We start from the raw sequence: 21,258 nt of genomic DNA, 5'->3' as shown, positions 1-21,258 counted from the left end.
GTCTGCCAAAGCGCAGGCATGGGGATGGGTTTAGAACTCCCCTTCCTCCATATACTCCTGCGCGCACTCCACCAATTGCGGCCACAGCTCTTCCGGCACCCATGCGTCCGGGTCATCTTCGTCCCCGTCGTACTGGCTCCAGAAATAGCGGCGCAGGCCGGAGGCAAACTCGTCACTGATCTCGGCCAGCTCCGAAAGCGGCCCCAACCAGGCGATGCGGCGCAGGCCGGAGGCGAGATCGTTGATGGCATCCATCAGGGTGCGATCGTCGAAGCTCTGCTCCACCAACAGGGTGAAGCGCTCGCGCGCCTGCTCGGTCTGCTCCTCGTCCAGCTCGCCCACATCGGCCAGCAGGTCGACAAAATCTTCCAGAAGGAACGCGATCAGGCCATCCCTGTCTTCAAACCACTGGATCTGGGCGCCCTTGACCCCCAGCACAGAGGCGTCAAACGAATCGTCAAGGTGACACAGTGCCCACGGATCGTCGGTCATGCTTCTCTTCCTCAGGCTAAAACAAATGCCATATGTTATGCCTAGCTCTCGACTCTTGCCACCTTGGGCAACGAGAGGGAGGCGGCCAGACCGCCCAGTTCGGCGCGGCCCATGATGAAACTGCCCCGATAGGCTTCAGCCAGATCGGAGACGATGTTGAGACCCAGGCCCGAGCCCGGCACCTTCTCGTCGAGCCGCACCCCGCGCAGCACCGCCTTGGCGATCTGATCTTCGCTCATGCCGGGGCCGTCATCCTCGATACGCAAGGTGATCCAGCCTCCCAGCTCGGCGCTGGAGATGCGCAGCTCGCTGGCTGACCACTTGAAGGCGTTCTCCAACAGGTTGCCCACCATCTCGTCGAAGTCCTGCTCCTCCACCCCGACCGCCAGATTGGCGGGCACCTGCAGATCCACCGTCTTGCCCGGATAGAGGCGGGAGAAGGCGCGGCAGATGTACTCCACCCGCGCCCGCACCGGGGTCGAGACCCCGAGGATCTTGGCGGCGCCGGTCACCCGCGCCTTGCCGAGGTGGTAATCGATATGGCGCTGGATCTGGTCGAGCTGCTCGCCGATGGCGGCCTGATCCTCCGGCGGCAATTGAGCCACCTGATTGCGCATGATGCTGAGCGGCGTCTTGAGAGCGTGGGCCAGATTGCCGGTGTGGGAGCGCGCCCGCTGAAGCAGCTCGCCGTAGTGGTGCAGCAGCCGGTTGATATCCTCCACCAGCGGCTGGATCTCCAGCGGATAGCGCAGCCGAAACCCCTCCTGATGACCCTCGTGAACCCGCCCCAATTCGCGGCGCAGCAGGTGCAGCGGCCGCAAGCCGTAGACGATCTGGAACATGAAGCCGAGCACCAGACCGGCGGCAGCAAAGCCGAGACCGAGGAACAGGCTGATGCGGGTCTTGTTGAGGGTCTGGGTCAGGGCACTGCTGTCCTTGGCCATCACCAGAGTGAACACCCGATCCGAACCGGGCAGCAGCACGGTGCGGGTCATGATCAGCAGGGGCTCCTTGTTGGGCCCCTTGCCGACGAAGAGGTCGGGATCGCCAAAGGCGGACTTGAGGCCATCGCTCTTCAGGTTGGTATCCCACAGGGAACGGGAGCGCCCCACCACATCGCGGCCCAGCTCCAGCTGCCAGTAGTAGCCGGAGTAGGGTTGATTGAAACGGGGATCGGAGAGGGAGCCGGTGACCACCGGCAGGCCGGTTTTGGCCACTTCCAGCCGGGAGAGCAGATCATAGAGCTGCAGGCGCAGACCGTCGGCCTCCGCCTCCTGCCAGTAGTTGCGCATCATGGTCTGCAGGCTGAAACCGGTGGCGAACAGAAACAGCCCGCACCACACCAGCGCGATGGCGACCAGTCGCCCCCGCAGGGTTCTGACCAGCCTCATTCGTTGATCCGGTACCCGAGGCCGCGCACTGTTTCAATCAGATCGGGGTTGGTTTTCTTGCGGATCCGGCCGATGAACACCTCCACGGTATTGGAGTCGCGGTCGAAATCCTGAGCATAGATGTGGTCGATCAGCTCGCTGCGCGACACCACCTTGCCCCTGTGCTGCATCAGGTAACCGAGCACCCGGAACTCGTGGGCGGTCAGTTTGATGGGAGTCCCTTCGTACCACACCTGCGACGCCGCCATGTCGAGCCGCACCCCGCCGATCTCCAGAATGGAGCTGGCGTTGCCCGCTGCCCGGCGCACCAGTGCATGGACCCGCGCTACCAGCTCGGCCACCTGGAACGGCTTGGTGAGGTAGTCATCGGCACCGGCGTTGAGCCCCTCGATCTTCTCGTGCAGCTGGCCACGGGCGGTCAGCACCAGCACCGGGGTATCGATCCCCTTGCTGCGCCACTCTTTCAGCACGCTCAGGCCATCGCGCCCCGGCAGGCCGAGGTCGAGAATGATGGCGTCGTAGGGTTCGGTCTCACCGAGGAAACCGGCCTCGTTGCCGTCGTGGCAGAGGTCGGTGACAAAGCCGGAGAGGCGCAGCTGTTCGGCCAGCTGGCCAGCCAGAATTTTTTCGTCTTCAACAATCAGAATTCGCATGAACAGGCTTCCACACAGGGGTTATTCATCATCCTCGACCGGGGGCTTTGGCGGTTCGAACAACCGCTCCAGATGGTGGCCCTTGGCCCACACCAGCTCAAGGTTGTCAGCCCGATAGGCCACCTTGATTACGCTGTTCTCCCGATCGATGACTCGCAGTTCATAGAGCCAGATACCATCCTCTTCCCCCAGATCCACCCGCAACACCCGCACCGGCAATCTGGCCGCCACCGCCATCATTTCATGGAAGGGCCGAACCCGTCCCTCATGGACAGCTTGCTGCAGCTGGGCTTCATCAGGCGTGACCGCCTGTGCCAGCAACGGCAGCAATAACCCAAGCAGAGGGAGCGCTCTATTCATGGATGATTCATCTCCAAAAACCTAACATAATGGCGTTTATAGTCTGCCAGCCATGAATCCGGAATGAATATGATCCCGCGCAGTTTCCTGCTGATCCTTTGCCTGTTGAGTGCCACAAGCTGGGCGGCCCAGAGCCGTCTCGACATGGCCGGGCTGGTCAAACTCCTGCTGGCGCAAGGGTATCACGACATTCGGGAAGTGGAGCTGGAAGGGGACAAATTCGAGGTCAAAACCCTCAATCGCCAGGATCAGAAGGTGCATCTCATCGTCGATGCCTACACTGGCGAGATCAAACAACAAGAGGCCGATTAGGCCTCTTTTGCATTCCAGCGTCCCCGCATGGGGCGCAGCAGCTTCTCCCGCCTCGGCCAGAGCAGGGTGCAGGCCAGCAGCAGGTAAATGAGAGGCTCCCCCCAACCGCTCTTGAGCGACCACCAGTAATGCACCGGCACCAGCAGGGCGATGGCATAGACCCAGTTGTGCAGCTTCTGCCATGCGGCACCCATGCGGCGCTGCAATGCGGGCAGCGAGGTGATGCTGAGGGCGGCCAGCAGCAACAGTGCCACCATCCCCACTACTATGTAGCTGCGCTTGACCAGCTCGCCGCCAATCAGGCCCCAGTCAAACTGCAGATCCAGCCCCAGCCACGCCATAAAGTGGAGCAGCGCCCAGGCAAAACACCAGAGCCCGAGGGGGCGGCGCAGCTTGATGAGCTGCCCCTGCCGCCAGCGCTTGGCCAGCGGTGACACCAGCAGGGTGAGCAGCAGCAGGTTGAGCGCCCCCTTGCCGAGGTAGTGGATAAGCTCGGGCACCGGATCCCCCCCCAGCAGTCCTGCCGGAATGGCAAAAACCAGCCAAAGCAGGAAGCCGAGGGAGCCCAGATGCACCAGCGCCCGCAAACCGCTGATATGGGCTGGTTTCAATCTCAGTACCATTGGCGCAGATCCATCCCCTGATAGAGCGAGGCGACTTCGTCACCATAGCCGTTGAACATCAGGGTCGGCTGACGCTTGGCGCCAAACACTCCGCCCTCACCGATGAAACGCTCGCTTGCCTGACTCCAGCGCGGGTGATCCACCTGCGGATTGACGTTGGCGTAGAAGCCATATTCGTTGGGAGCCAGCAGGTTCCAGGTGGTCGGCGGCATCTCCTCCACCAGCCGGATCGAGACGATGCTCTTGATGCTCTTGAAACCGTACTTCCACGGCACTACCAGCCGAATCGGCGCGCCATTCTGGGCGGGCAGGGTCTTGCCATAGAGCCCCATCGCAAGGAAAGAGAGAGGGTGCATCGCCTCGTCGATACGCAACCCTTCGACGTAGGGATACTCTATACCGCCCCCCAGACTGGAGGCCTGACCCGGCAGCTGTTTCGGATCAAACAGGGTTTCGAAGGCAACAAACTTGGCACGACTGGTGGGCTCGGCACGGCGGATGATCTCTGCCAGCGAGATGCCGTTCCAGGGCAGTACCATGGACCAGGCTTCAACGCAGCGCAGCCGGTAGATCCGCTCCTCCAGCTCGCTCTTGTTGATGAGGTCCCACACATCGAGGGTAAAGGGCTTAGCCACCTCCCCCTCCACCTTGAGGGTCCAGGGTTCGGGTTTGAGGTAATGGCCGTTGCGAGCCGGGTCGGACTTGTCGGTGCCCAGCTCATAGAAGTTGTTGTAACTGGTTGCCTTCTCTTCCGGTGTCAGCACCAGATTGGCCGGGCGCTCCGCAGGCTTGCTGTTGAGCGGCTTGGTGGCTAATTGGGGAGCATCCTCTTTACCGCGCAGCAGATCGAGTACACCGGCCTGAGTGGGAAATGCCAGGGTGGCTGCGCCCAGACCCAGCCCTTTGAGAATAAGGCGGCGGTCCTGATAGACGGCTTCCGGGGTGACATCCTGTTCGGTAAGGGGGTGGGCGGTACGACGCTTGATCAACATGAAAAACTCCCGGGGCTGAGTGAGGCAGTATGGATAAGACCCGCCCCGGCAGATTTTTATTTCACACAAATTTACATCATGTGGTGCAGGGGCAGTGCCTTGGCCATGGTGCCGACCAGAAACAGGACTACGAACACCAGCAGGGGAACGATCACATTTGGCGCCATCAGACTCACTCCATGAGCAGGACAGGGCCTCTAACTATGGCCGACTGTCAGGCCGGTCACCAATGAATTTTTTTCGCGAGCGCAAGCGTATTCCTGAGTTGAAAAGGGTGATGCAGATCACACACAATTCGGCCCCCGCTTGCCGCCCCGATTGCCGGGGGTAGGCTGCCCATTTTGCGAAGCCAACTGAAGAGTCGCCCCATGAGCCCACTGATCGCCATCGCCATCACCACTGGAATTCTCTCCGCCGTCTGGGGCTGGATTGCCGTCGCGTTCGGCCTTATCTCCTGGGTCGGCTTTCTCGGCTGCACCAGCTATTTCGCGTCAAGCGGCGGCTACAAGGCACTGCTGCAGACCATCTTCTGCAACACCAGCGGCATGCTGTGGGCACTGCTGCTGATCCATGGCGACAGCCTGTGGGGAGCGGGCGTGGCGGGTTATGTGATGACGGGGGTAGTCGCAACCCTGATGTGCGTGCAGGCCAAGCAGCAGTGGCTCGGCTACATTCCCGGCACCTTTGCCGGTTGCTGTGCCACCTTCGGGGCGGCTGGCGAGTGGCGGCTGATCCTGCCCTCCCTCATCATTGGCGCCTTGTTCGGTTACCTGATGAAGGCGAGCGGCCTCTGGCTCTCCCATAAAACTCAAAAAGCCGATGCCGCTCCGGCGGTGGTTGATCCCGCCTGATTTATCCCTTCGATTTGAAGTTTGCAGCTTCGATACCGTGCCGATTCAATAACTTGTAGAAATCGGTACGGTTTCTGCCCGCCATGTTGGCCGCCAGGGTCACGTTGCCCTCGGTGGTGCGCAGCAAACGGATCAGATACTCCTTCTCGAATTCGGCCCGCGCCTCGTTGAACGAGGGGATGCCACCGCCACCGCCGCTCAGGGCGGACTCCACCATGGATACTCCGATCACCGGGCTGCAACAGAGGCTGGCGAGCTGCTCCACCACGTTGCAGAGCTGGCGCACGTTGCCGGGCCAGGCAGCGGCCGCCAGCATCGCCAGCGATTCGGGCGAAAAACCCATGGCGGCGCAGTCGCTGTGGCGGCTACGGTAATCGTCGAGCGCCTGTCGGGCCAGCAGGGGGATATCCTCGCTGCGGGCACTGAGAGACGGCAAGGTGATATTGGCGACGTTGAGACGATAGAAGAGATCTTCCCTAAAGCGTCCCTCCTCCATCGCCTTGACCAGATCCTGATGGCTGGAGCTGAGCACCCGCACCTCCGGCGTGCCCTGACCATACTCCTCCATCACCTGCAGCAGCTTGGCCTGCAGGGATTCGGAGAGGCTGCCAATCTCGTCGAGAAACAGAGTCGCCCCCTTGGCCTGCTCGAACAGCCCGGACTGGCCATCTTCACCAAACAGCTGCAAGTCGAGTGACGCCCACGGAATGGCGGCGCAGTTGATGGTATGGAGCGGCTTGTCGCGCCGCTGACTGGCCTGATGCAGCGCCTGCGCCATCGCCCCCTTGCCGGAGCCTGACGGCCCCATGATCAGCACCGGCACCTCCATGGTGGCAATGCTGTGAGCCTGGATCAGCAGCTGTTCCAGCTGGGGATTGCGGGTCAGGATCAGCGACTGCCACTCCTGCTGCTGTTTCGGCCGCGTCAGACTCAGCGCATGTTCGATGGTGGCGAACAGCTCATCCTTGTTGATGGGTTTGGTCAGAAAGCTGAAGACCCCGGAGCGGGTCGCCTGAATGGCGTCCGGGATGGTGCCATGGGCGGTCATGATGATCACCGGCAAACCCAGCCACTGGGCCTGGATCCGCTCGAACAACGCCAGACCGTCCATGCCAGCCATCCGCAGATCGCTCAGCACCAGATCGGCCCGTTGCTGACGCAACCGGTCGAGGGCCCCTTCCGCACTGTCGGCGGTATCCACTTCATAACCCTGACTGCGCAGCCGCATGCTCATCAGTTTGAGCAGGCTGACGTCGTCATCCACCAACAGGATCCGGCTCATGGTATTACCTCACGATTCTCGTTCAGCTTGCGCTGGTTGAGCTGGTCGTCGATAGCGGTCAGCTGCTCGATCTGGCGGCGCAGCCGCTGGATCTCCTGACTCTGGTCATCGCGACGGCTGTCGCGAGCCAGCAGCTGTTCGCCGAGGGCGATCCAGCTGCGCAAAAAGGCCTGCGCATCGAGACCCAGCTCGGGCAGCATCTGCTTCAGGCGCGCCAGACCGGCGGTGCGATTGGCCACCGATTCGGCGGGGTGGGAGTCCACCATCGCCAGACTGACCCGACTCTCCAGATCGTCGGCCCCTTTCAGACGCTGACGCTCCTGCACCCGTTGCTGGGGGTGGCTGGCCAGCAGCCAGTCGGAGTATTGCAGACGCACCTGCATCTCCTTGTTGGCAAACTCCATCCGCTTGGCAAAAGCGATATCGGAGGACTCCCGCTGTGCCTGTTGCGGCAGCAAGGAGCAACCCGCGAGCAGCCCTGCCATCAGAGCTGGAAATACGCGTTGTATCTTCATAGTCCTCATTTCAACGTCAACCTGAAACAGACATCCGCCTGTTCATCCTCTACCAGAACCAGTTCCCCCCCCAGGCTGTTGGCAGACTCGCGGGCGATGGAGAGGCCCATGCCCGAGCCTTTCAAGAGACCTTGCCGCACTGTGCTGCCTTGCTCGAAGGGTTCAAAAATGCGTTGCTGATCGGCCACGGGGATCTTGGGCCCCTCGTTGGCCACTTCCAGCCAGCTTATCTGTTCATCCTGCCCTGCCCTGATCCAGATATTGCCCCCGCTGGCGCCGTAACTGACGGCGTTGGAGAAGAGGTTATCGAGGATCAGTCGTAGCCGGTAGGGCTCCGCCCACAGGGTAACCGGCACGGTCGGCAAGTGTACACGGATCTGCTTGGACTCCAATGCCAGCCGGTACTCGGCAGAAAGTTCCGACAACATCGGCAGCAGGGGGACGGGCTCCAGTTCGAAGGCCTCCTGCTGACTGAGCCGGTTGAAGTCGAGCAGCCGCTCGATCAGGGTCTGCAAACGCCGACTGTTCTCATCGAGCATCTGGCAGATCTCCAGCTGATCCGCCGTCAAAGGCCCGACCAGCTGCTCGCAGAGCAGATCCGTCCCCTCCCGCAGCACCGCCAGCGGGGTCTTGAGCTCGTGGGAAACATGGCGTAGAAACTGGTATTTCTGCAGCTCCAGCTCCTTGAGTTTGTCGTGCAGCCAGACGATCCGCTCCCCCAGCAATACCAGCTCGGCAGGGCCGTCAACCGGCTTGGGATCGGGTTCGACCCCGGCACCCAGACTCAAGATGCGCGACTCAATCTGTCGTACCGGGTGGATGATGAGGTAGGTGAAGATAAAGACCATCAGCAGGCTGAGTGCCGCCACCGCTCCGCTCACCCACCAGAGCTCGCTGGTCAGTCCGGCGATGGTGAGCTGCACCCGATCCATGTGTTCGTCAACCCGGCTGCGGGTGACTATTTCGAGCTGCTTGTTGGCATCGTTGAACTGCTCCAGCTTGTCCCCCGCTACCGCCGCCCGGGCCAGCGCGGCATCCTGCAGGCTATCGAGCCAGGCCAGCCCCTGATCGAGCCCGCTGTAGAGCTGGCCGTCGGTGATGGAGTTACGGTGTTCCGCCAGCAACACCCGATACCCGTCGAGTTGCTGCTGGTAGCTGGTGAGACTACGACGATCCCCCAGCACCGCGAAGCGGCGCAAAGTGCGTTCGATATCGATGGCTTGCGCCGTCAGCAGGGTGGCGCGGCGGGTATCCTTGACCGCCCGCTCCATCTCGTCGCTGGTGAGCTGACTGAGGTGGGCAAGGGAGGTGCTGTTGTGCCAGATCATGCCGCCCAGCGGCATCAATACCAGCACAAATCCCATCAATACCACCTGCAGCAGGGAGCGTGGGCGAACCTTGGTCATCATCTCTTCTCTTGCATTCTCACCGGTGCGCCAGCATAGCCGCACCGCCCCAAAAAACAAAACCGGCCAACAGGCCGGTTTGTATTATCTGGATTGTGGTGATTCACGCCAACGCGACAGAGGCCAGACAGATAATCATGATCATCGCCAGCGCGCCCGAGGCGGTCAACAGCGCCCATTTCAGCTCCACACTCATGCAAACCTCCTTTCTGCCAATCAGTGCCGGATCACAATAGATAAGACAATGTTAAGCCATAGTTAATCCGATAACCGTGAGCTGCGTATACATTTCAGATGAGCCCAACCCCGGGAAGGTGAGCATGTTCTATCTGTGTAGCATTGGTTCCAATATTGACCCGCATATCCATGTCAGCCACGCGCTGGCCGAGCTGCTTGCGAACGTCGGCCCCCTGCGGCTGAGCTCGGTGATCCGCACCAAGCCGGTGGGAATGCACTCCAGCCACGACTTTCTCAACTGCCTGCTGGTGGTGGAGAGCCCGCTCGATGCCACCCGCCTCAAGCAGCACTTTGTCGCCCTTGAAGTGGCTCACGGCCGGGATCGCAGCGATCCGCTCTGCAAGGTGCACGATCGGCCGCTCGACATCGATATTCTGGCCAGCAACAGGAGCGGTGACTTTGCCTCGGCAGAGGTCGATTCCTATCTGGCGGAGCTGCTGGCAGAGCTCTATGGCCATGGCGAGGTGCATGACCCCAAGGTGGCGCTGCAAGTGATGCTCCCCGCCCCGTCGGGCAAGCTCAAACCCGGCAAGGGCTTGCTGACCCGGCAGGTCGGGCTGGAGCCGCTGGTGCTTGGCAAATCTTCAGAGAGTGGCCAGCGCGCGCCCGCCATCTACCTTGATGCTGGCCCCCGTCATATAACTGTTCCCCATCAGTAACTGCACCGCCTGCCAGATGGGCTCAAGCCCCCCCTCCCGCGCCAGCGGCGTTTTCGCCAGCACCTGCTGGCGCCATGCCTCGTCATGTTCATCGAGAAACAGGATCGGCCCCGGCTCTATGGTGTTGACTCGCACCGCAGGCGCCAGCTCCCGGGCAAAGCTCATGGCCAGCGAATGGGCTCCCGCCTTGGTGGCCACATAGCTGGCAAAACGGGGGGCCGGGGCATGGATATAGATATCGGTGATGTGAATGATGCTGGCGTTGGGGTTGCTGGCCAGCCGGGGGGCCAACGCCCGGTTTAGCTGGAAGGGGGCCGCCATGTGCACCCGGTAGAACTGCTCGAACTGGGCCAGTTGCGCAGCCGGATCAGTTGCCTGCGGCTCGAAGGCCGAGGCGTTGTGGATCACCAGCGTCAGATCCTGATGGGTCGCCAGCACATCGATCAGCTTGCCAACGTCCTCTTCCCGACCAAAATCCGCCTGCACCAGCTCGACCCCCAGTGCCGCCAGCGTGGCCAGCTCCGGCCGCTCGCTGCGATAACTGCCCGTCACCTGCCAACCCGCCGCCACCAGCTGTTCACAGAGATAAAATCCGAGTCGACGGCCGCAGCCCGTAACCAATGCACGCATACGATCTCCTTTCCCTTTCATGGTCTTGCATGAACGAAGCCCGCCTGCCAGCGGATCACCGCCGATGGCTTGTGCCTATCAATCCCTGCGGCACAAGCCATTGGTCACGGGCCACTCGCCCGCGTCATAGTGGCGACATCCCCTCTTGCGGAGTCACCACCATGCTGAAAGTACACCACCACATGGGTCGCCTGACCCACTCCCTCACTGCCGGACTCAGCCTGGCAGAAGCGCTGGATCGCCTGCATCAATCGGGTCTTGGCGGCTTGCCGGTACTGGATGAGCAGAAACGGCTGATCGGCTTTCTTTCCGAACAAGATTGCATCCCCAGCCTGCTCACCGGCAGCTACCACTGCGATACCCGCACCCGGGTGGAGGATCTGATGAACCGCTCGCCCCTCTCGGTCGGGCCGGATGAGAGCATTCTGGATCTGGCTCGCCAGATGGCCGACGCCAAGCCCAAGATCTACCCGGTGCTGCAACAGGGCAAGGTGATCGGCATCATCAGTCGCCGTCAGGTAATGCAGGCCCTCAATCAGCAGATGAAGGTGTGCCAGCAGACCTAGATCTGGTAACGCCCCTTGTCACCGATATCGAAGTGCAGGGGCATTCGCCACTTGGCCAGCGCCAGCAAGGTCAACAGGGCCCCGCAAACCAGCGCCACCAGTGCGGCGGCCCACTCCACCCGCAACCACTCCAGCAGCCATAACGCCGGCAGCAATACGGGCACCAGCTTGATGCCGGGAATGGCGAAACAAAACTGCTCCTTGAACGCCAGCCCGGAGAGGGTCGCCAACGCAGCTCCCAGCACCAGCGCATCCGGCGCCCCTACCGCAGCCAGGGCCAGTGCGCCCCAACCAAACCCCTGCAGAATCAGGCGAATCCGCTTGTCGTAGATATGCAGCGAGAAGCCGCAGATTGCGCTTGCCACTGCCAGCGACATCAACCATTGTGCCGACGGGAGCAGTGCCATCCCGCTCAGCAGCGCCGCACCGCGGCAAAGCAGCAACAGGGCAGCTGCACTCAAGCCAAGGCGGTAGAGCGAGACGGTCAACTTGTCGATCCCGTCCAGCGGGCTCTCGATTTCAGGATTTGCCATAAACAGTCGCTTCTAACGGATCAGGTGCCATCCAATATACTGGAATCAGGTCTTGGAATATCTTCAAACGGGCTCAGGAGACGTAGTTTGCGTGTGATCCCCCTGTTTTGGTTGCTGTTTCCACTCGGATTGCCCGCCAAAGAGCTGGTGATCTGCGGCACCATGGAGCCCCCGCTCAAGTTTATCGATGTCGATCAGAAACCCCGCGGACTCGATATCGACATCGTCACCGCCATCTTCGACAAGCTGGAGACGCCCTTTCGGATCGAACTGGCCGACTCCGGCGCCCGCCTCACCCGCAACGCCGAAACCGGCGCCTGCGACCTGGTGATGACCCACTCCTACAAGGCAGAGCGGGAGAGTTATCTCATCTATCCCCAACAGGCCCATCTTCGCCACAGCTGGCACTTCTTCGTGCGTAAGGCGGACCTGATGAAGATCCGCTACGAAACGCTGGCCGATCTCAAACCCTGGCGCATCGGCGTGACCAAGGATTTCTCCTATACCCCTGAACTGGCAGCGGCCATGACTGACCCGGCCTATCAGTTTCAGGAGATCACCATGAACCAGCTGCAACTGCGCAAACTGCTGGCCGGACGGATCGATACCGTGCCCATGCCGCTGGTCACCGCCTTCACCCAGATCAAGGAGGAGGGGCTGACAGGCAAGGTCGATTACCTGCCCAAACCGCTCAAGAGCAGCCCCTACTTCAACACCTGGGCCCGCGCACGAGCGGATGCACAGACGCCGGCCCTGATGGCGGCCTACGATGCCGAACTGCTGCGCATGAAAAGCAACGGCAGTCTCAAAGCCCTCTACGACAAGTACGCCATCCCCTATATCGACCCCTGATCAGGGGTCAGGGTTTCACATCCCGCAGGATCGGGTTTTGCAGTGAAATCAGGGTTTCAGTGGACTGGATCTCGTCGATGGTCTGGATCTTGTTGATCAGCACTATCTGCAGCTCGTCGATGGAGCGGGTCATCACCTTCATGAAGATGCTGTAGTGGCCCGTGGTGTAGTAGGCCTCCACCACCTCGTCCAGCGCCTGCAGCTTGGCCAGTGCCGAGGGGTAATCCTTGGCACTCTTCAGATTGATCCCGATAAAGCAGCAGACGTCGTAACCCAGCTTCTTGGGGTTAACCTGCACCCGTGTCCCCTCGATGATCCCCGCCTGTTTCATCTTCTCCACCCGCACATGGATGGTGCCCGGGCTGACCGCCAGTTGTTTCGCAAGTTCGGCGTAAGGGATCCGCGCATTCTCCATCAGAGCGGTGAGGATGGCCTGATCGAGATTATCGATCCGGTAATTTTCCGGCATTTTTTTGCACTCCCGTTGACGATACCTCATTAAAAAACGGCTTATTTTGAAGAAAAAAATACACAAAGCCTATTTCTATTATCGAATATTGAATTTAGTTGGCATTCCGTTGAAGAATCACCACATCCAACGGGGTTTGAAACAGGAATTCAGCATGAAACAGCACTACATTCGCAGCCAACAGCAGATCAGCTTCGTCAAAGAGATGTTCTCCCGCCAACTCGCCCAGCAACTGGGTCTGATGGAGGTGCAAGCCCCCATTCTGAGCCGGGTCGGTGATGGCACTCAGGACAACCTCTCTGGCCACGAGAATGCAGTGCAGGTCAAAGTGAAAACCCTGCCGGAGCACAGCTACGAAGTGGTCCATTCACTCGCCAAGTGGAAGCGCCAGACCCTGGGTCGCTTCGGGTTCGGCCCGGGCGAAGGGATCTACACCCACATGAAGGCATTGCGTCCGGATGAAGACAAGCTCACCCCCATCCACTCCGTCTACGTGGATCAGTGGGACTGGGAGAAAGTGATGCCGAGCGAGCGCCGCGATCTGGCCTATCTGCAGGAAACCGTGCGCGGCATCTGGGCCGCCATCAAGGCCACCGAGCGCGCGGTCTGTGCCGAGCATGAGCTGACCCCCTTCCTGCCGGCCGAGATCCAGTTCCTGCACAGCGAAGAGCTGCTGGCCCGTTACCCGGACCTCGATGCCAAGGGGCGCGAGCGTGCCATCGCCAAAGAGCTGGGGGCCGTGTTCCTGATCGGCATCGGCGGTGCCCTCTCCCACGGTGAGCGTCACGATGTGCGTGCCCCGGACTATGACGACTGGAGCAGCCACAGCGAGCTGGGTCTGGCAGGCCTGAACGGCGACATTCTGGTGTGGAACCCGGTGCTGCAAGACAGCTTCGAGATCTCCTCCATGGGGATCCGGGTCGATGCCGAGGCGCTGCGCCGCCAGCTGGCCATCACCGGCGACGAGGATCGCCTGCAGTACGACTGGCACCAGGATCTGCTGGCCGCACGGATGCCGCAGACCATCGGCGGCGGCATCGGCCAATCTCGTCTGGCCATGCTGCTGCTGCAAAAAGAGCATATCGGTCAGGTGCAGGTTGGTGTCTGGCCAGCCGAGATGAAAGCTGCCGTGCAAGGCATGCTGTAACGAATGAAGGCCATGCCGGCGCCATCGCAGCCGGCATGGCAACAGGCAGGTGGCCGTCGGGGTTGAGCGAGCGCATCCCCGGCAGGCTGTAAGACGCAAGGCCGTTAGCGGCTTTGTTTCGAAATCGGGGGCTTGCCCCTGCGACCCGCTCAACCCACGTCAGGTCGCTTCACTACATTCCTCCCGGCAATCTTCGGATTGCCGTTTTTTTCTGCCGAATCCCCGCCACCAGATATGACAACGCCAGCCCGAAGGCTGGCGTTGCAAACATAGATGCGAGACTGGTTACTGGGTCATGGTCAGGCCATTGCTGTCGGCCCCCAGCACCAGTTTTTTGCCCGGCACGATGCGACCGGAGAGCAGGGCCTGCGCCAGCGGGTTCTCCACCTTCTGCTGGATCGCCCGTTTGAGGGGACGCGCCCCGTAGACGGGGTCGAACCCGGCATGCACCAGCTTCTCGAGCAGCGCTTCGCTCACCTCCACCTCGTAGCCCTGAGCCTCCAGTCGGCCCATCAGGCTCTTGAGCTGGATGCGGGCGATGGACTTGATGTGATCCTCGCCGAGGGGATGGAACACCACCGTCTCGTCGATCCGGTTGATAAACTCCGGCCGGAAACTGCGGGTCAGCACATCCATCAGCATGGCCTTCATCTCGTCGTAGTCCTTCTCGGAGTGGTGCTCCTGAATCAGATCCGACCCGAGGTTGGAGGTCATGATCACCACCGAGTTACGGAAATCGACGGTGCGACCCTGACCATCGGTCAGGCGGCCATCATCGAGCACCTGCAACAGGATGTTGAACACATCGGGATGTGCCTTCTCCACCTCGTCCAGCAGGATCACCGAGTAGGGACGACGGCGTACCGCCTCGGTCAGATAACCACCCTCTTCATAACCCACGTATCCGGGAGGCGCCCCCACCAGACGGGCCACGCTGTGTTTCTCCATGAACTCGGACATATCGATCCGCACCATGGCATCCTGGGTATCGAACAGGAACTCGGCCAGCGCCTTGCACAGCTCGGTCTTGCCCACCCCGGTGGGCCCCAGGAACAGGAAGGAGCCGATGGGGCGGTTAGGGTCGGAGAGACCGGCACGGGAGCGACGAATGGCGTTGGAGACCGCATCGACCGCCTCCTCCTGACCAATCACCCGGCTGTGCAGCTGATCTTCCATCCGCAGCAGCTTGTCGCGCTCCCCTTCCAGCATGCGGGCGACCGGAATACCGGTCCAGCGGGCCAGGACGTCTGCGATCTCCACATCGGTGACCCGGTTGCGCAGCAGGCTGGTCTCCTGCATCTCGGCCTGAGTGGCGAGATCCAGCTGTTTCTCCAGCTCCGGAATGCGGCCATATTGCAGCTCGGACATCCGACCCAAGTCGCCTGCCCGGCGCGCCACATCGAGATCCTGACGGGCCTGCTCCAGCGCAGCCTTGATATGCTGGGTGCCGGCAAGGGCGGCCTTCTCGGCCTTCCATACCTCGTCCAGCTCGTTGTATTCCCGATCCTTCTCGCCAATCTCCTGATTGATCAGCTCCAGACGCTTGCGGCTGGCGTCATCGTCCTCCTTCATCAGCGCCTGCTGCTCCAGCTTGAGCTGGATGATGCGTCGCTCGAGGCGATCGAGCGCCTCCGGCTTGGAGTCGATCTGCAGCCGGATGCTGGCTGCCGCCTCATCGATAAGGTCGATAGCCTTGTCCGGCAGCTGACGATCCGCAATGTAGCGGTGCGACAGCTGGGCCGCCGCCACAATCGCGGGGTCGGTGATCTGCACATGGTGGTGCAGCTCATAACGCTCTTTCAAGCCGCGCAGGATGGCGATGGTGTCCTCCACGCTCGGCTCTTCTACCAGCACCTTCTGGAAACGGCGCTCCAGCGCGGCATCTTTTTCGATGTACTGACGGTACTCATCCAGGGTGGTGGCGCCGACGCAGTGCAGGTCACCACGGGCAAGCGCAGGTTTGAGCATGTTGCCCGCGTCCATGGCCCCTTCGCCCTTGCCGGCGCCGACCATGGTGTGCAGCTCGTCGATAAAGAGGATGACGTTGCCCTCCTCCTTGGCGAGATCGGTCAGCACGGCCTTGAGCCGCTCTTCAAACTCGCCGCGATACTTGGCACCGGCCACCAGCGCCCCCATGTCCAGCGACAGCACCCGCTTGTTCTTCAGCCCTTCCGGCACTTCACCGTTGATGATGCGCTGGGCCAGCCCCTCGACGATGGCGGTTTTACCGACACCGGGAGCACCGATCAGCACGGGGTTGTTCTTGGTACGGCGTTGCAGTACCTGAATGGTACGGCGGATCTCGTCATCGCGGCCGATCACCGGGTCAAGTTTGCCGATTTCGGCCCGCTCGGTCAGATCGATGGTGTACTTCTCCAGCGCCTGACGGTTCTCCTCGGCATTGGCATCTTCCACCTTCTTGCCGCCCCGCACCTTGTCGATGGCCGCTTCGAGTTTCTCCTTGGTCAGCCCCTGGGCGCGCAGCAGCTCACCCAGCGTTCCCTTGTCGTCGAGGGCAGCCAGCACGAACAGTTCGGAGGAGATGAACTGATCCTTGCGCTGCTGGGCCAGTTTGTCGCAGACGTTGAGCAGGCGGCCGAGGCCGTTGGAGAGCTGCACGTCCCCTTCCACACCGCTCACGCGCGGCAGGCGATCCAGCTCCTCGCCAAGGCGGGAGCGCAGGGCGTTGATATCCATCCCGGTCAGGGTGAGCAGCGGACGGATAGAGCCGCCATCCTGATTGACCAACGCGGTCATCAGGTGAACGGGTTCGATGAATTGGTGGTCACGACCCAGCGCAAGAGACTGGGCATCGGAAATAGCAATCTGGAATTTGCTGGTAAGGCGATCGAGGCGCATTGCACTCCCCCTTCAAACAGGCAGACGCCGCTTGCGCGGCAAACAACATAACTTTCTGAGATGAAAGATGAGGCCCGTACGGGCTATTTCAAGGGCATGGACTGGTTATTTTTTCTGCAAAGCGGGGAGAGGGCAGGAGCCCCGCCTCTCTCATACGGCTCTGCTCTTGAGAGAGACGGGGTATTACTTGGCGGGTGATTGCTTAGCGGGCCAACCAGATGAGGGAGGCCATCCGGCCGGTCTGGCCGTCGCGACGATAGGAGTAGAACTGCTCGCTATCGCTGAAGGTGCAGTATTCGCCGCCATAGACGGCGGTAACGCCGGCACGGGCGAGGCGCAACCGCGCCAGCTGGTAGATATCCGCCAACCATTTGCCGTCGTTGGACGAAGGGACGAACGCCGCTTCTGCTTCAGCCTGCTCAGCCATAAAGGCCTCGCGCACCTCTCCCCCCACTTCAAATGCAGTGGGGCCAATGGCCGGGCCCATCCAGGCCAGGAGCTCGCCCGGCTCGCAGCCCATGGCGGCGATGCTTGCCTCCAGCACCCCCTCTTTCAGTCCACGCCAGCCTGCGTGGGCCGCTGCGACCACGGTACCTGCCCGATCGCAAAACAACACTGGCAGACAGTCGGCGGTCATCACGATGCAGGCCTGATCCGCCTCATGGGCGCAGGCGGCATCGGCATCCGGCGCCTGCTGATAATGGCTGCTGACTGGATGGACCACGGTGCCGTGCACCTGATTGAGCCAGTTGAGGGGCCCCGGGATGGCTGCCACCTGCTGCAGCCGGGCCCGGTTAGCCTCGACTCGCGCCGGTTCGTCACCCACATGGGCGCCCAGATTGAGACCGGTAAAGACCCCTTCACTGACGCCGCCATCCCGGGTGGTCGACAACGCCCTGACACACGCCGGGGCTGGCCAGTCGGGTTCGATCCATTTCATCTGTGACTCCTTCAATTCACCGATATAAAAACGGGGCTCCTGCAAGGGAACCCCGATTGGCATCTATTCGGGCCGGATGACGCCAGAAACCGACGCAGCAGGCCCTATCGCATCAGTTCCAGACTAAATCATCCGGATTGGCGAGCGTATCCGCGCGCAGCACTTCCATCAGCTCCACCATGTCTTGCGGTGTAGCTGAATGCCACTGCATCACTTCACCCGTGATGGGGTGAGCCAGTTGTAGCATGGTGGCATGCAGCGCCTGACGGTTGAAGTTGCGCAGTGCCTGAGTCAGCTCGGGAGTCGCGTTGCGCAGCGGGCGCAGACGGCCACCGTAAGCGGGATCGCCCACCAGCGGGTGTTTGATGTGCGCCATGTGGACACGGATCTGGTGGGTACGACCGGTTTCCAGACGCAGACGCAGACGGGTATGGCCACGGAACTTCTCGTGAACCCGGTAGTGAGTTACGGAAGGACGACCATTGGGCACCACGGCCATATGGGTACGCTGGGTCGGGTGACGACCGATGGGCGCATCAACGGTACCACCTGCGGTCATGTGACCGATGGCGATCGCTTCGTACTCACGGGTGATCTGGCGCGCCTGCAACGCTTCCACCAGATGGGTCTGGGCGGGTACGGTTTTGGCAACCACCATCAAACCTGTGGTGTCTTTATCCAGACGGTGCACGATACCGGCACGAGGCACCTCGGCAATGCCGGGGTAGCGGTGCAGCAGGGCGTTGAGGATGGTGCCATCCGGCGTGCCTGCGCCCGGGTGAACCACCAGACCGGCCGGTTTGTCGATCACCAGAATGTGTTCATCTTCGTAAACTATGTTGAGCTCGATATCCTGGGCATCCCAGCGAGTATCATCTTCCAGCTCGACATTCACATGCACCTGCTGCCCGGCCAGAATCTTCTCGCGCGGGGTGTTGGCAACCTGACCGTCCAGGGTCACTCTGTCCTGTAAAATCCACTCCTTGATGCGGGTGCGGGAGTAGTCTGGAAACAATTCGGCCAGGGCCTGGTCGAGTCGCTGCCCGAATTGGTGATCCTGGAATTCGCCTGTCAGTTCAATATGCTGGCTCATGTATGGTCTCTTGAGCGGGGGGTATCAATTCGAAATAATCCGGGTATTCTAGCTTTTCTTTTAGCCAAGCATAACGGATACTTTGCCAATTTCGTGGAAATGGACCGGATGTTGTTGATGGGAAAGAAGTCTCACCTGCTGATGTCGCTCGCCTTGGTCGCTACCTTGATCACAGGCTGTTCCAGCACCAAACCCAAGGTACCCGACGAACCGCCGGAGACCCTGTACCAGAAAGCACGCCTCAAACTGGACGTTGGCAATTACGTGCAAGCCACTGAATTGCTGGAGGCTTTGGACTCTCGCTACCCGTTCGGTGCCTACTCCAATCAGGTGCAGCTTGACCTCATCTATGCCTACTACAAGCAGGATGATACCGCTCAGGCGATCGCCAATATCGACCGTTTTATCCGCCTCAATCCGGCGCATAAAAATATCGATTACGTCTTCTATATGCGCGGCCTGACCAACATGGCGGCGGATTACAATTTCTTCCAGAGCCTGTTCGGTATCGATCGGGACGACAAAGACCCTGCTTATGCCCGTCAGGCATTCCAGGACTTCAAGACCCTGTTGCAGAACTACCCCAACAGCGTCTATGCCGCCGATGCCCGCGCTCGCATGATTGGCCTAAAGAATCGTCTGGCCCGATATGACCTGAGCGTGGCCGAGTATTACGTGAAGCGTGATGCACTGGTCGCGGCCGCCAACCGGGCCAAGCTGATTGTCGAAACCTACCCCGACACAGCCGAAACCGAGAAGGCATTGGAGATCATGGTCGAGTCTTACGACGCTCTGAAGATGCCGCAGCTGGCCAAGCATGCCCGCGAAGTGCTGGCCAAGAACTACCCGGAGAACCGCCTCGGCCGTGGCTGAGTGATACGGATAAACCGGTAACAAAAAACCGATGCCTTGGCATCGGTTTTTTTATCGCTGCAATTTAGCCACTGATATTACCCGCAGAGGCTCTGCAGACCAGGATCAGTGTGACGGCGCCTTCCCAACGCCGTCATCGCAACGCTTACTTCGCGACATTACCCGCCACGTTCAGGGCATCCCAGGTGCGAGAAAAGGGCGGCGCGTAGGCAAAGTCAAGCATGCCGAGCTGCTCGGTGGTCACCCCCATGGTGATGGCCACTGCCAGCGCGTCGATGCGGTGGACCGCCCCCTTGCGACCGAGGATCTGGCCGCCCAGCAGCCGCTTGCTGCCCGCCTCATAGACCAGTTTGACGTGAATGTCGGACTGACCCGGGCAGTAGTTGGTGTGGCACTTGTCCTTGATCACCACGGTGCGGTATTCGATGCCCATCGCCTTGACTTCCTGCTCGGAAAGGCCGGTACGGCCCGCCTCCAGCCCCAGCACCTTGAGCGCGGCAGAGCCGAGGGTGCCCGGGAACTCCAGCTCGGCCCCGGCCAGGTTCTCACCCACCATGCGGCCCAGCTTGTTGGCAATGGTGGCGAGCGGTACATAGACCTGCTGCTGCTTTACGCTGTGCCAGACGCTGGCACAGTCACCGGCTGACCAGACGTTGGCCAGCGAGCTGCGTCCCTGACGATCCACCTTGATGGCGCCGTTGCCGAGCCGTTCGATGCCGGTATCGGCCAGAAACTCGGTGTTGGGCTTGACCCCGGTGCAGACCACCACGATATCGGCCTCATACTCGCCCTGGCTGGTACGCACGCCGGTCACCCGACCATCCCCCAGCAGTGCTTCAACTCGCTCACCCAGATGGAGAGAGACCCCCTGCTCGCGCAGTTCGGTTTCGATGTGCTGGGTGATCTCGCCATCAAACGCGTCGGGGATGACTCGATCCGCCAGCTCGATCAGGCGCACCTCTTTGCCTTGATGGACCAGCGCCTCGACCACTTCCAGCCCGATAAAGCCGGAGCCGATCACCACGGCGCGGCGATTGTTCTTGTCTTGCACCGCCGCCTTCAGCGCCAGCCCGTCGGCCATCCGGCGCAGACCGAATACCCCTTGCTGCTGCAGACCGGGGATGGGGGGCATCACTTCGCGGGCACCGGTGGCGATCATCAGCCGATCGTAGCGATCGGTGAAAGTGTCGCCGTTGTGCTCCACCACCAAGGTCTGGGCAGTTGCATCGACGCTCAGCACCCGATGGCCAATCTTGACCTCGATCCCCTTGGCAGCGAACTGCTCGGGGGTGAACTCGGCCATGTAACCGGGCTCCTGAAACTCGTCACCGACGAAGTAAGGCAGGCCACAGGCACCGAAAGAGATCACCTCGGAGGCCTCATACACCACGATTTCGGCATCGATGGCCAGACGGCGCGCCTTGGCGGCCGCACTCATACCGGCGGCTTCGCCACCGATGATCAGAATTCTCATAGTTTTTCCTCTCAATGGCGCAGGGAGGGCATGCCCTCCCTGCGGTCTA

At 61.1% G+C, this 21,258-nt stretch carries 24 protein-coding genes; 7 read left to right on the top strand and 17 right to left on the bottom strand.

Annotated features, from left to right (window positions below; all coding sequences use genetic code 11):
- Positions 1-30 precede the first annotated feature (30 nt).
- Genes ACTG2S_RS02930 through ACTG2S_RS02915 form a run of 4 tightly spaced genes read right to left on the bottom strand, consistent with a single transcriptional unit; the run spans position 31 to position 2,896 of the window.
- The gene (locus ACTG2S_RS02930; protein WP_005339830.1) at positions 31-492 is read right to left on the bottom strand and encodes a hypothetical protein; all 462 of its coding nucleotides are present in this window, start codon (positions 490-492) and stop codon (positions 31-33) included.
- Positions 493-533: 41 nt separating this feature from the next.
- Positions 534-1,883: a sensor histidine kinase gene (locus tag ACTG2S_RS02925; protein ID WP_005339828.1), complete on the bottom strand. Its 1,350-nt coding sequence runs from the start codon at positions 1,881-1,883 to the stop codon at positions 534-536.
- Positions 1,880-2,536 carry a response regulator transcription factor gene (locus ACTG2S_RS02920; RefSeq protein ID WP_005339826.1) on the bottom strand — a complete coding sequence of 219 codons (657 nt, stop codon included), beginning with the start codon at positions 2,534-2,536 and terminating at the stop codon, positions 1,880-1,882. The genes ACTG2S_RS02925 and ACTG2S_RS02920 overlap by 4 nt, the downstream gene beginning before the upstream one ends.
- A gap of 21 nt (positions 2,537-2,557) precedes the next feature.
- The gene (locus tag ACTG2S_RS02915; RefSeq protein ID WP_021231456.1) at positions 2,558-2,896 is read right to left on the bottom strand and encodes a PepSY domain-containing protein; all 339 of its coding nucleotides are present in this window, start codon (positions 2,894-2,896) and stop codon (positions 2,558-2,560) included.
- A gap of 63 nt (positions 2,897-2,959) precedes the next feature.
- Between ACTG2S_RS02915 and ACTG2S_RS02910 the strand changes: the two genes are divergently transcribed.
- The gene (locus tag ACTG2S_RS02910) at positions 2,960-3,208 is read left to right on the top strand and encodes a PepSY domain-containing protein (RefSeq protein WP_013724184.1); all 249 of its coding nucleotides are present in this window, start codon (positions 2,960-2,962) and stop codon (positions 3,206-3,208) included.
- Here ACTG2S_RS02910 and msrQ read toward each other — a convergent pair.
- Both msrQ and msrP read right to left on the bottom strand, forming a co-directional pair.
- Positions 3,205-3,831, bottom strand: a complete 627-nt coding sequence (gene msrQ, locus ACTG2S_RS02905) for a protein-methionine-sulfoxide reductase heme-binding subunit MsrQ (protein WP_439981954.1) — start codon at positions 3,829-3,831, stop codon at positions 3,205-3,207. The genes ACTG2S_RS02910 and msrQ overlap by 4 nt on opposite strands.
- Positions 3,822-4,823 (bottom strand): protein-methionine-sulfoxide reductase catalytic subunit MsrP, encoded by a 1,002-nt coding sequence (gene msrP / locus ACTG2S_RS02900; RefSeq protein WP_005356348.1) that lies wholly within the window; start codon positions 4,821-4,823, stop codon positions 3,822-3,824. The genes msrQ and msrP overlap by 10 nt, the downstream gene beginning before the upstream one ends.
- Positions 4,824-5,191: 368 nt before the next feature.
- Here msrP and ACTG2S_RS02895 point away from each other — a divergent pair, with 368 nt between their 5' ends.
- Positions 5,192-5,674, top strand: a complete 483-nt coding sequence (locus tag ACTG2S_RS02895; RefSeq protein ID WP_005339809.1) for a DUF1097 domain-containing protein — start codon at positions 5,192-5,194, stop codon at positions 5,672-5,674.
- Position 5,675: 1 nt separating this feature from the next.
- Here the strand turns inward: ACTG2S_RS02895 and ACTG2S_RS02890 are convergent, their stop codons facing one another.
- The 4 genes from ACTG2S_RS02890 to cydH all read right to left on the bottom strand — a co-directional run bounded on the left by ACTG2S_RS02890 (position 5,676) and on the right by cydH (position 9,073).
- Positions 5,676-6,956 (bottom strand): sigma 54-interacting transcriptional regulator, encoded by a 1,281-nt coding sequence (locus ACTG2S_RS02890; protein ID WP_005339807.1) that lies wholly within the window; start codon positions 6,954-6,956, stop codon positions 5,676-5,678.
- Positions 6,953-7,471: a hypothetical protein gene (locus ACTG2S_RS02885; protein ID WP_040070048.1), complete on the bottom strand. Its 519-nt coding sequence runs from the start codon at positions 7,469-7,471 to the stop codon at positions 6,953-6,955. Before ACTG2S_RS02885 ends, ACTG2S_RS02890 begins: the two co-directional genes overlap by 4 nt.
- 5 nt (positions 7,472-7,476) lie before the next feature.
- Positions 7,477-8,877 (bottom strand): sensor histidine kinase, encoded by a 1,401-nt coding sequence (locus ACTG2S_RS02880; RefSeq protein ID WP_274160771.1) that lies wholly within the window; start codon positions 8,875-8,877, stop codon positions 7,477-7,479.
- 103 nt (positions 8,878-8,980) lie between these two features.
- Positions 8,981-9,073 (bottom strand): cytochrome bd-I oxidase subunit CydH, encoded by a 93-nt coding sequence (gene cydH, locus ACTG2S_RS02875; RefSeq protein WP_005339800.1) that lies wholly within the window; start codon positions 9,071-9,073, stop codon positions 8,981-8,983.
- A gap of 124 nt (positions 9,074-9,197) precedes the next feature.
- Between cydH and ACTG2S_RS02870 the strand changes: the two genes are divergently transcribed.
- Positions 9,198-9,773, top strand: a complete 576-nt coding sequence (locus ACTG2S_RS02870) for a 2-amino-4-hydroxy-6-hydroxymethyldihydropteridine diphosphokinase (protein ID WP_274160762.1) — start codon at positions 9,198-9,200, stop codon at positions 9,771-9,773.
- Here the strand turns inward: ACTG2S_RS02870 and ACTG2S_RS02865 are convergent.
- The gene (locus tag ACTG2S_RS02865) at positions 9,699-10,403 is read right to left on the bottom strand and encodes an SDR family oxidoreductase (protein ID WP_088870349.1); all 705 of its coding nucleotides are present in this window, start codon (positions 10,401-10,403) and stop codon (positions 9,699-9,701) included. The two genes, ACTG2S_RS02870 and ACTG2S_RS02865, sit on opposite strands and share 75 nt — an antisense overlap.
- 161 nt (positions 10,404-10,564) lie before the next feature.
- Here ACTG2S_RS02865 and ACTG2S_RS02860 point away from each other — a divergent pair, with 161 nt between their 5' ends.
- Positions 10,565-10,969 carry a CBS domain-containing protein gene (locus ACTG2S_RS02860; RefSeq protein ID WP_274160761.1) on the top strand — a complete coding sequence of 135 codons (405 nt, stop codon included), beginning with the start codon at positions 10,565-10,567 and terminating at the stop codon, positions 10,967-10,969.
- Here ACTG2S_RS02860 and ACTG2S_RS02855 read toward each other — a convergent pair.
- Positions 10,966-11,502, bottom strand: coding sequence for a DUF2301 domain-containing membrane protein (locus tag ACTG2S_RS02855; protein WP_005357578.1), 537 nt, complete (start codon positions 11,500-11,502; stop codon positions 10,966-10,968). The two genes, ACTG2S_RS02860 and ACTG2S_RS02855, sit on opposite strands and share 4 nt — an antisense overlap.
- 87 nt (positions 11,503-11,589) lie before the next feature.
- Between ACTG2S_RS02855 and ACTG2S_RS02850 the strand changes: the two genes are divergently transcribed.
- A complete protein-coding gene (locus ACTG2S_RS02850) occupies positions 11,590-12,354 on the top strand; it encodes a substrate-binding periplasmic protein (protein ID WP_274160760.1) in 765 nt (254 codons plus the stop codon).
- A 7-nt stretch (positions 12,355-12,361) separates the two neighbouring features.
- Here ACTG2S_RS02850 and asnC read toward each other — a convergent pair whose 3' ends face one another.
- Entirely contained in the window at positions 12,362-12,823 is a 462-nt protein-coding gene (asnC, locus tag ACTG2S_RS02845; protein ID WP_005339783.1) for a transcriptional regulator AsnC, read from the bottom strand.
- 154 nt (positions 12,824-12,977) lie between these two features.
- On the opposite strand from asnC, the gene asnA reads away from it, so the two are divergent.
- The gene (asnA, locus tag ACTG2S_RS02840) at positions 12,978-13,970 is read left to right on the top strand and encodes an aspartate--ammonia ligase (protein ID WP_021231465.1); all 993 of its coding nucleotides are present in this window, start codon (positions 12,978-12,980) and stop codon (positions 13,968-13,970) included.
- Between the two features lie 285 nt (positions 13,971-14,255).
- Here asnA and clpB read toward each other — a convergent pair whose 3' ends face one another.
- The 3 genes from clpB to rluD all read right to left on the bottom strand — a co-directional run bounded on the left by clpB (position 14,256) and on the right by rluD (position 18,862).
- A complete protein-coding gene (clpB, locus tag ACTG2S_RS02835; RefSeq protein WP_005339779.1) occupies positions 14,256-16,829 on the bottom strand; it encodes an ATP-dependent chaperone ClpB in 2,574 nt (857 codons plus the stop codon).
- Between the two features lie 202 nt (positions 16,830-17,031).
- The gene (pgeF, locus tag ACTG2S_RS02830; protein ID WP_274160759.1) at positions 17,032-17,769 is read right to left on the bottom strand and encodes a peptidoglycan editing factor PgeF; all 738 of its coding nucleotides are present in this window, start codon (positions 17,767-17,769) and stop codon (positions 17,032-17,034) included.
- Positions 17,770-17,881: 112 nt separating this feature from the next.
- Positions 17,882-18,862, bottom strand: coding sequence for a 23S rRNA pseudouridine(1911/1915/1917) synthase RluD (rluD, locus tag ACTG2S_RS02825; protein WP_005339771.1), 981 nt, complete (start codon positions 18,860-18,862; stop codon positions 17,882-17,884).
- 117 nt (positions 18,863-18,979) lie between these two features.
- Between rluD and ACTG2S_RS02820 the strand changes: the two genes are divergently transcribed.
- The gene (locus ACTG2S_RS02820) at positions 18,980-19,735 is read left to right on the top strand and encodes an outer membrane protein assembly factor BamD (protein WP_019446583.1); all 756 of its coding nucleotides are present in this window, start codon (positions 18,980-18,982) and stop codon (positions 19,733-19,735) included.
- Positions 19,736-19,880: 145 nt separating this feature from the next.
- Here ACTG2S_RS02820 and ACTG2S_RS02815 read toward each other — a convergent pair whose 3' ends face one another.
- Positions 19,881-21,209, bottom strand: coding sequence for a CoA-disulfide reductase (locus tag ACTG2S_RS02815; RefSeq protein ID WP_439981951.1), 1,329 nt, complete (start codon positions 21,207-21,209; stop codon positions 19,881-19,883).
- Positions 21,210-21,258 lie beyond the last annotated feature (49 nt).

It is taken from the genome of Aeromonas sp. 82P (assembly GCF_051919365.1).
GTDB lineage: Bacteria > Pseudomonadota > Gammaproteobacteria > Enterobacterales > Aeromonadaceae > Aeromonas > Aeromonas veronii.
This window is presented reverse-complemented; position numbering and strand designations above follow the sequence as displayed.

Bases quoted from the DNA above. Each gene is read 5' to 3' on its own strand.
- cydH (WP_005339800.1), bottom strand. From the start codon at position 9,073: ATGAGTGTGGAGCTGAAATGGGCGCTGTTGACCGCCTCGGGCGCGCTG.
- ACTG2S_RS02895 (WP_005339809.1), top strand. From the start codon at position 5,192: ATGAGCCCACTGATCGCCATCGCCATCACCACTGGAATTCTCTCCGCC.
- ACTG2S_RS02915 (WP_021231456.1), bottom strand. From the start codon at position 2,896: ATGAATAGAGCGCTCCCTCTGCTTGGGTTATTGCTGCCGTTGCTGGCA.
- asnC (WP_005339783.1), bottom strand. From the start codon at position 12,823: ATGCCGGAAAATTACCGGATCGATAATCTCGATCAGGCCATCCTCACC.
- clpB (WP_005339779.1), bottom strand. From the start codon at position 16,829: ATGCGCCTCGATCGCCTTACCAGCAAATTCCAGATTGCTATTTCCGAT.
- ACTG2S_RS02920 (WP_005339826.1), bottom strand. From the start codon at position 2,536: ATGCGAATTCTGATTGTTGAAGACGAAAAAATTCTGGCTGGCCAGCTG.
- ACTG2S_RS02860 (WP_274160761.1), top strand. From the start codon at position 10,565: ATGCTGAAAGTACACCACCACATGGGTCGCCTGACCCACTCCCTCACT.
- pgeF (WP_274160759.1), bottom strand. From the start codon at position 17,769: ATGAAATGGATCGAACCCGACTGGCCAGCCCCGGCGTGTGTCAGGGCG.
- ACTG2S_RS02885 (WP_040070048.1), bottom strand. From the start codon at position 7,471: ATGAAGATACAACGCGTATTTCCAGCTCTGATGGCAGGGCTGCTCGCG.
- asnA (WP_021231465.1), top strand. From the start codon at position 12,978: ATGAAACAGCACTACATTCGCAGCCAACAGCAGATCAGCTTCGTCAAA.
- msrP (WP_005356348.1), bottom strand. From the start codon at position 4,823: ATGTTGATCAAGCGTCGTACCGCCCACCCCCTTACCGAACAGGATGTC.
- ACTG2S_RS02815 (WP_439981951.1), bottom strand. From the start codon at position 21,209: ATGAGAATTCTGATCATCGGTGGCGAAGCCGCCGGTATGAGTGCGGCC.
- ACTG2S_RS02865 (WP_088870349.1), bottom strand. From the start codon at position 10,403: ATGCGTGCATTGGTTACGGGCTGCGGCCGTCGACTCGGATTTTATCTC.
- ACTG2S_RS02870 (WP_274160762.1), top strand. From the start codon at position 9,198: ATGTTCTATCTGTGTAGCATTGGTTCCAATATTGACCCGCATATCCAT.
- rluD (WP_005339771.1), bottom strand. From the start codon at position 18,862: ATGAGCCAGCATATTGAACTGACAGGCGAATTCCAGGATCACCAATTC.
- ACTG2S_RS02855 (WP_005357578.1), bottom strand. From the start codon at position 11,502: ATGGCAAATCCTGAAATCGAGAGCCCGCTGGACGGGATCGACAAGTTG.
- ACTG2S_RS02930 (WP_005339830.1), bottom strand. From the start codon at position 492: ATGACCGACGATCCGTGGGCACTGTGTCACCTTGACGATTCGTTTGAC.
- ACTG2S_RS02910 (WP_013724184.1), top strand. From the start codon at position 2,960: ATGAATATGATCCCGCGCAGTTTCCTGCTGATCCTTTGCCTGTTGAGT.
- ACTG2S_RS02890 (WP_005339807.1), bottom strand. From the start codon at position 6,956: ATGAGCCGGATCCTGTTGGTGGATGACGACGTCAGCCTGCTCAAACTG.
- ACTG2S_RS02925 (WP_005339828.1), bottom strand. From the start codon at position 1,883: ATGAGGCTGGTCAGAACCCTGCGGGGGCGACTGGTCGCCATCGCGCTG.
- ACTG2S_RS02880 (WP_274160771.1), bottom strand. From the start codon at position 8,877: ATGACCAAGGTTCGCCCACGCTCCCTGCTGCAGGTGGTATTGATGGGA.
- ACTG2S_RS02820 (WP_019446583.1), top strand. From the start codon at position 18,980: ATGGGAAAGAAGTCTCACCTGCTGATGTCGCTCGCCTTGGTCGCTACC.
- msrQ (WP_439981954.1), bottom strand. From the start codon at position 3,831: ATGGTACTGAGATTGAAACCAGCCCATATCAGCGGTTTGCGGGCGCTG.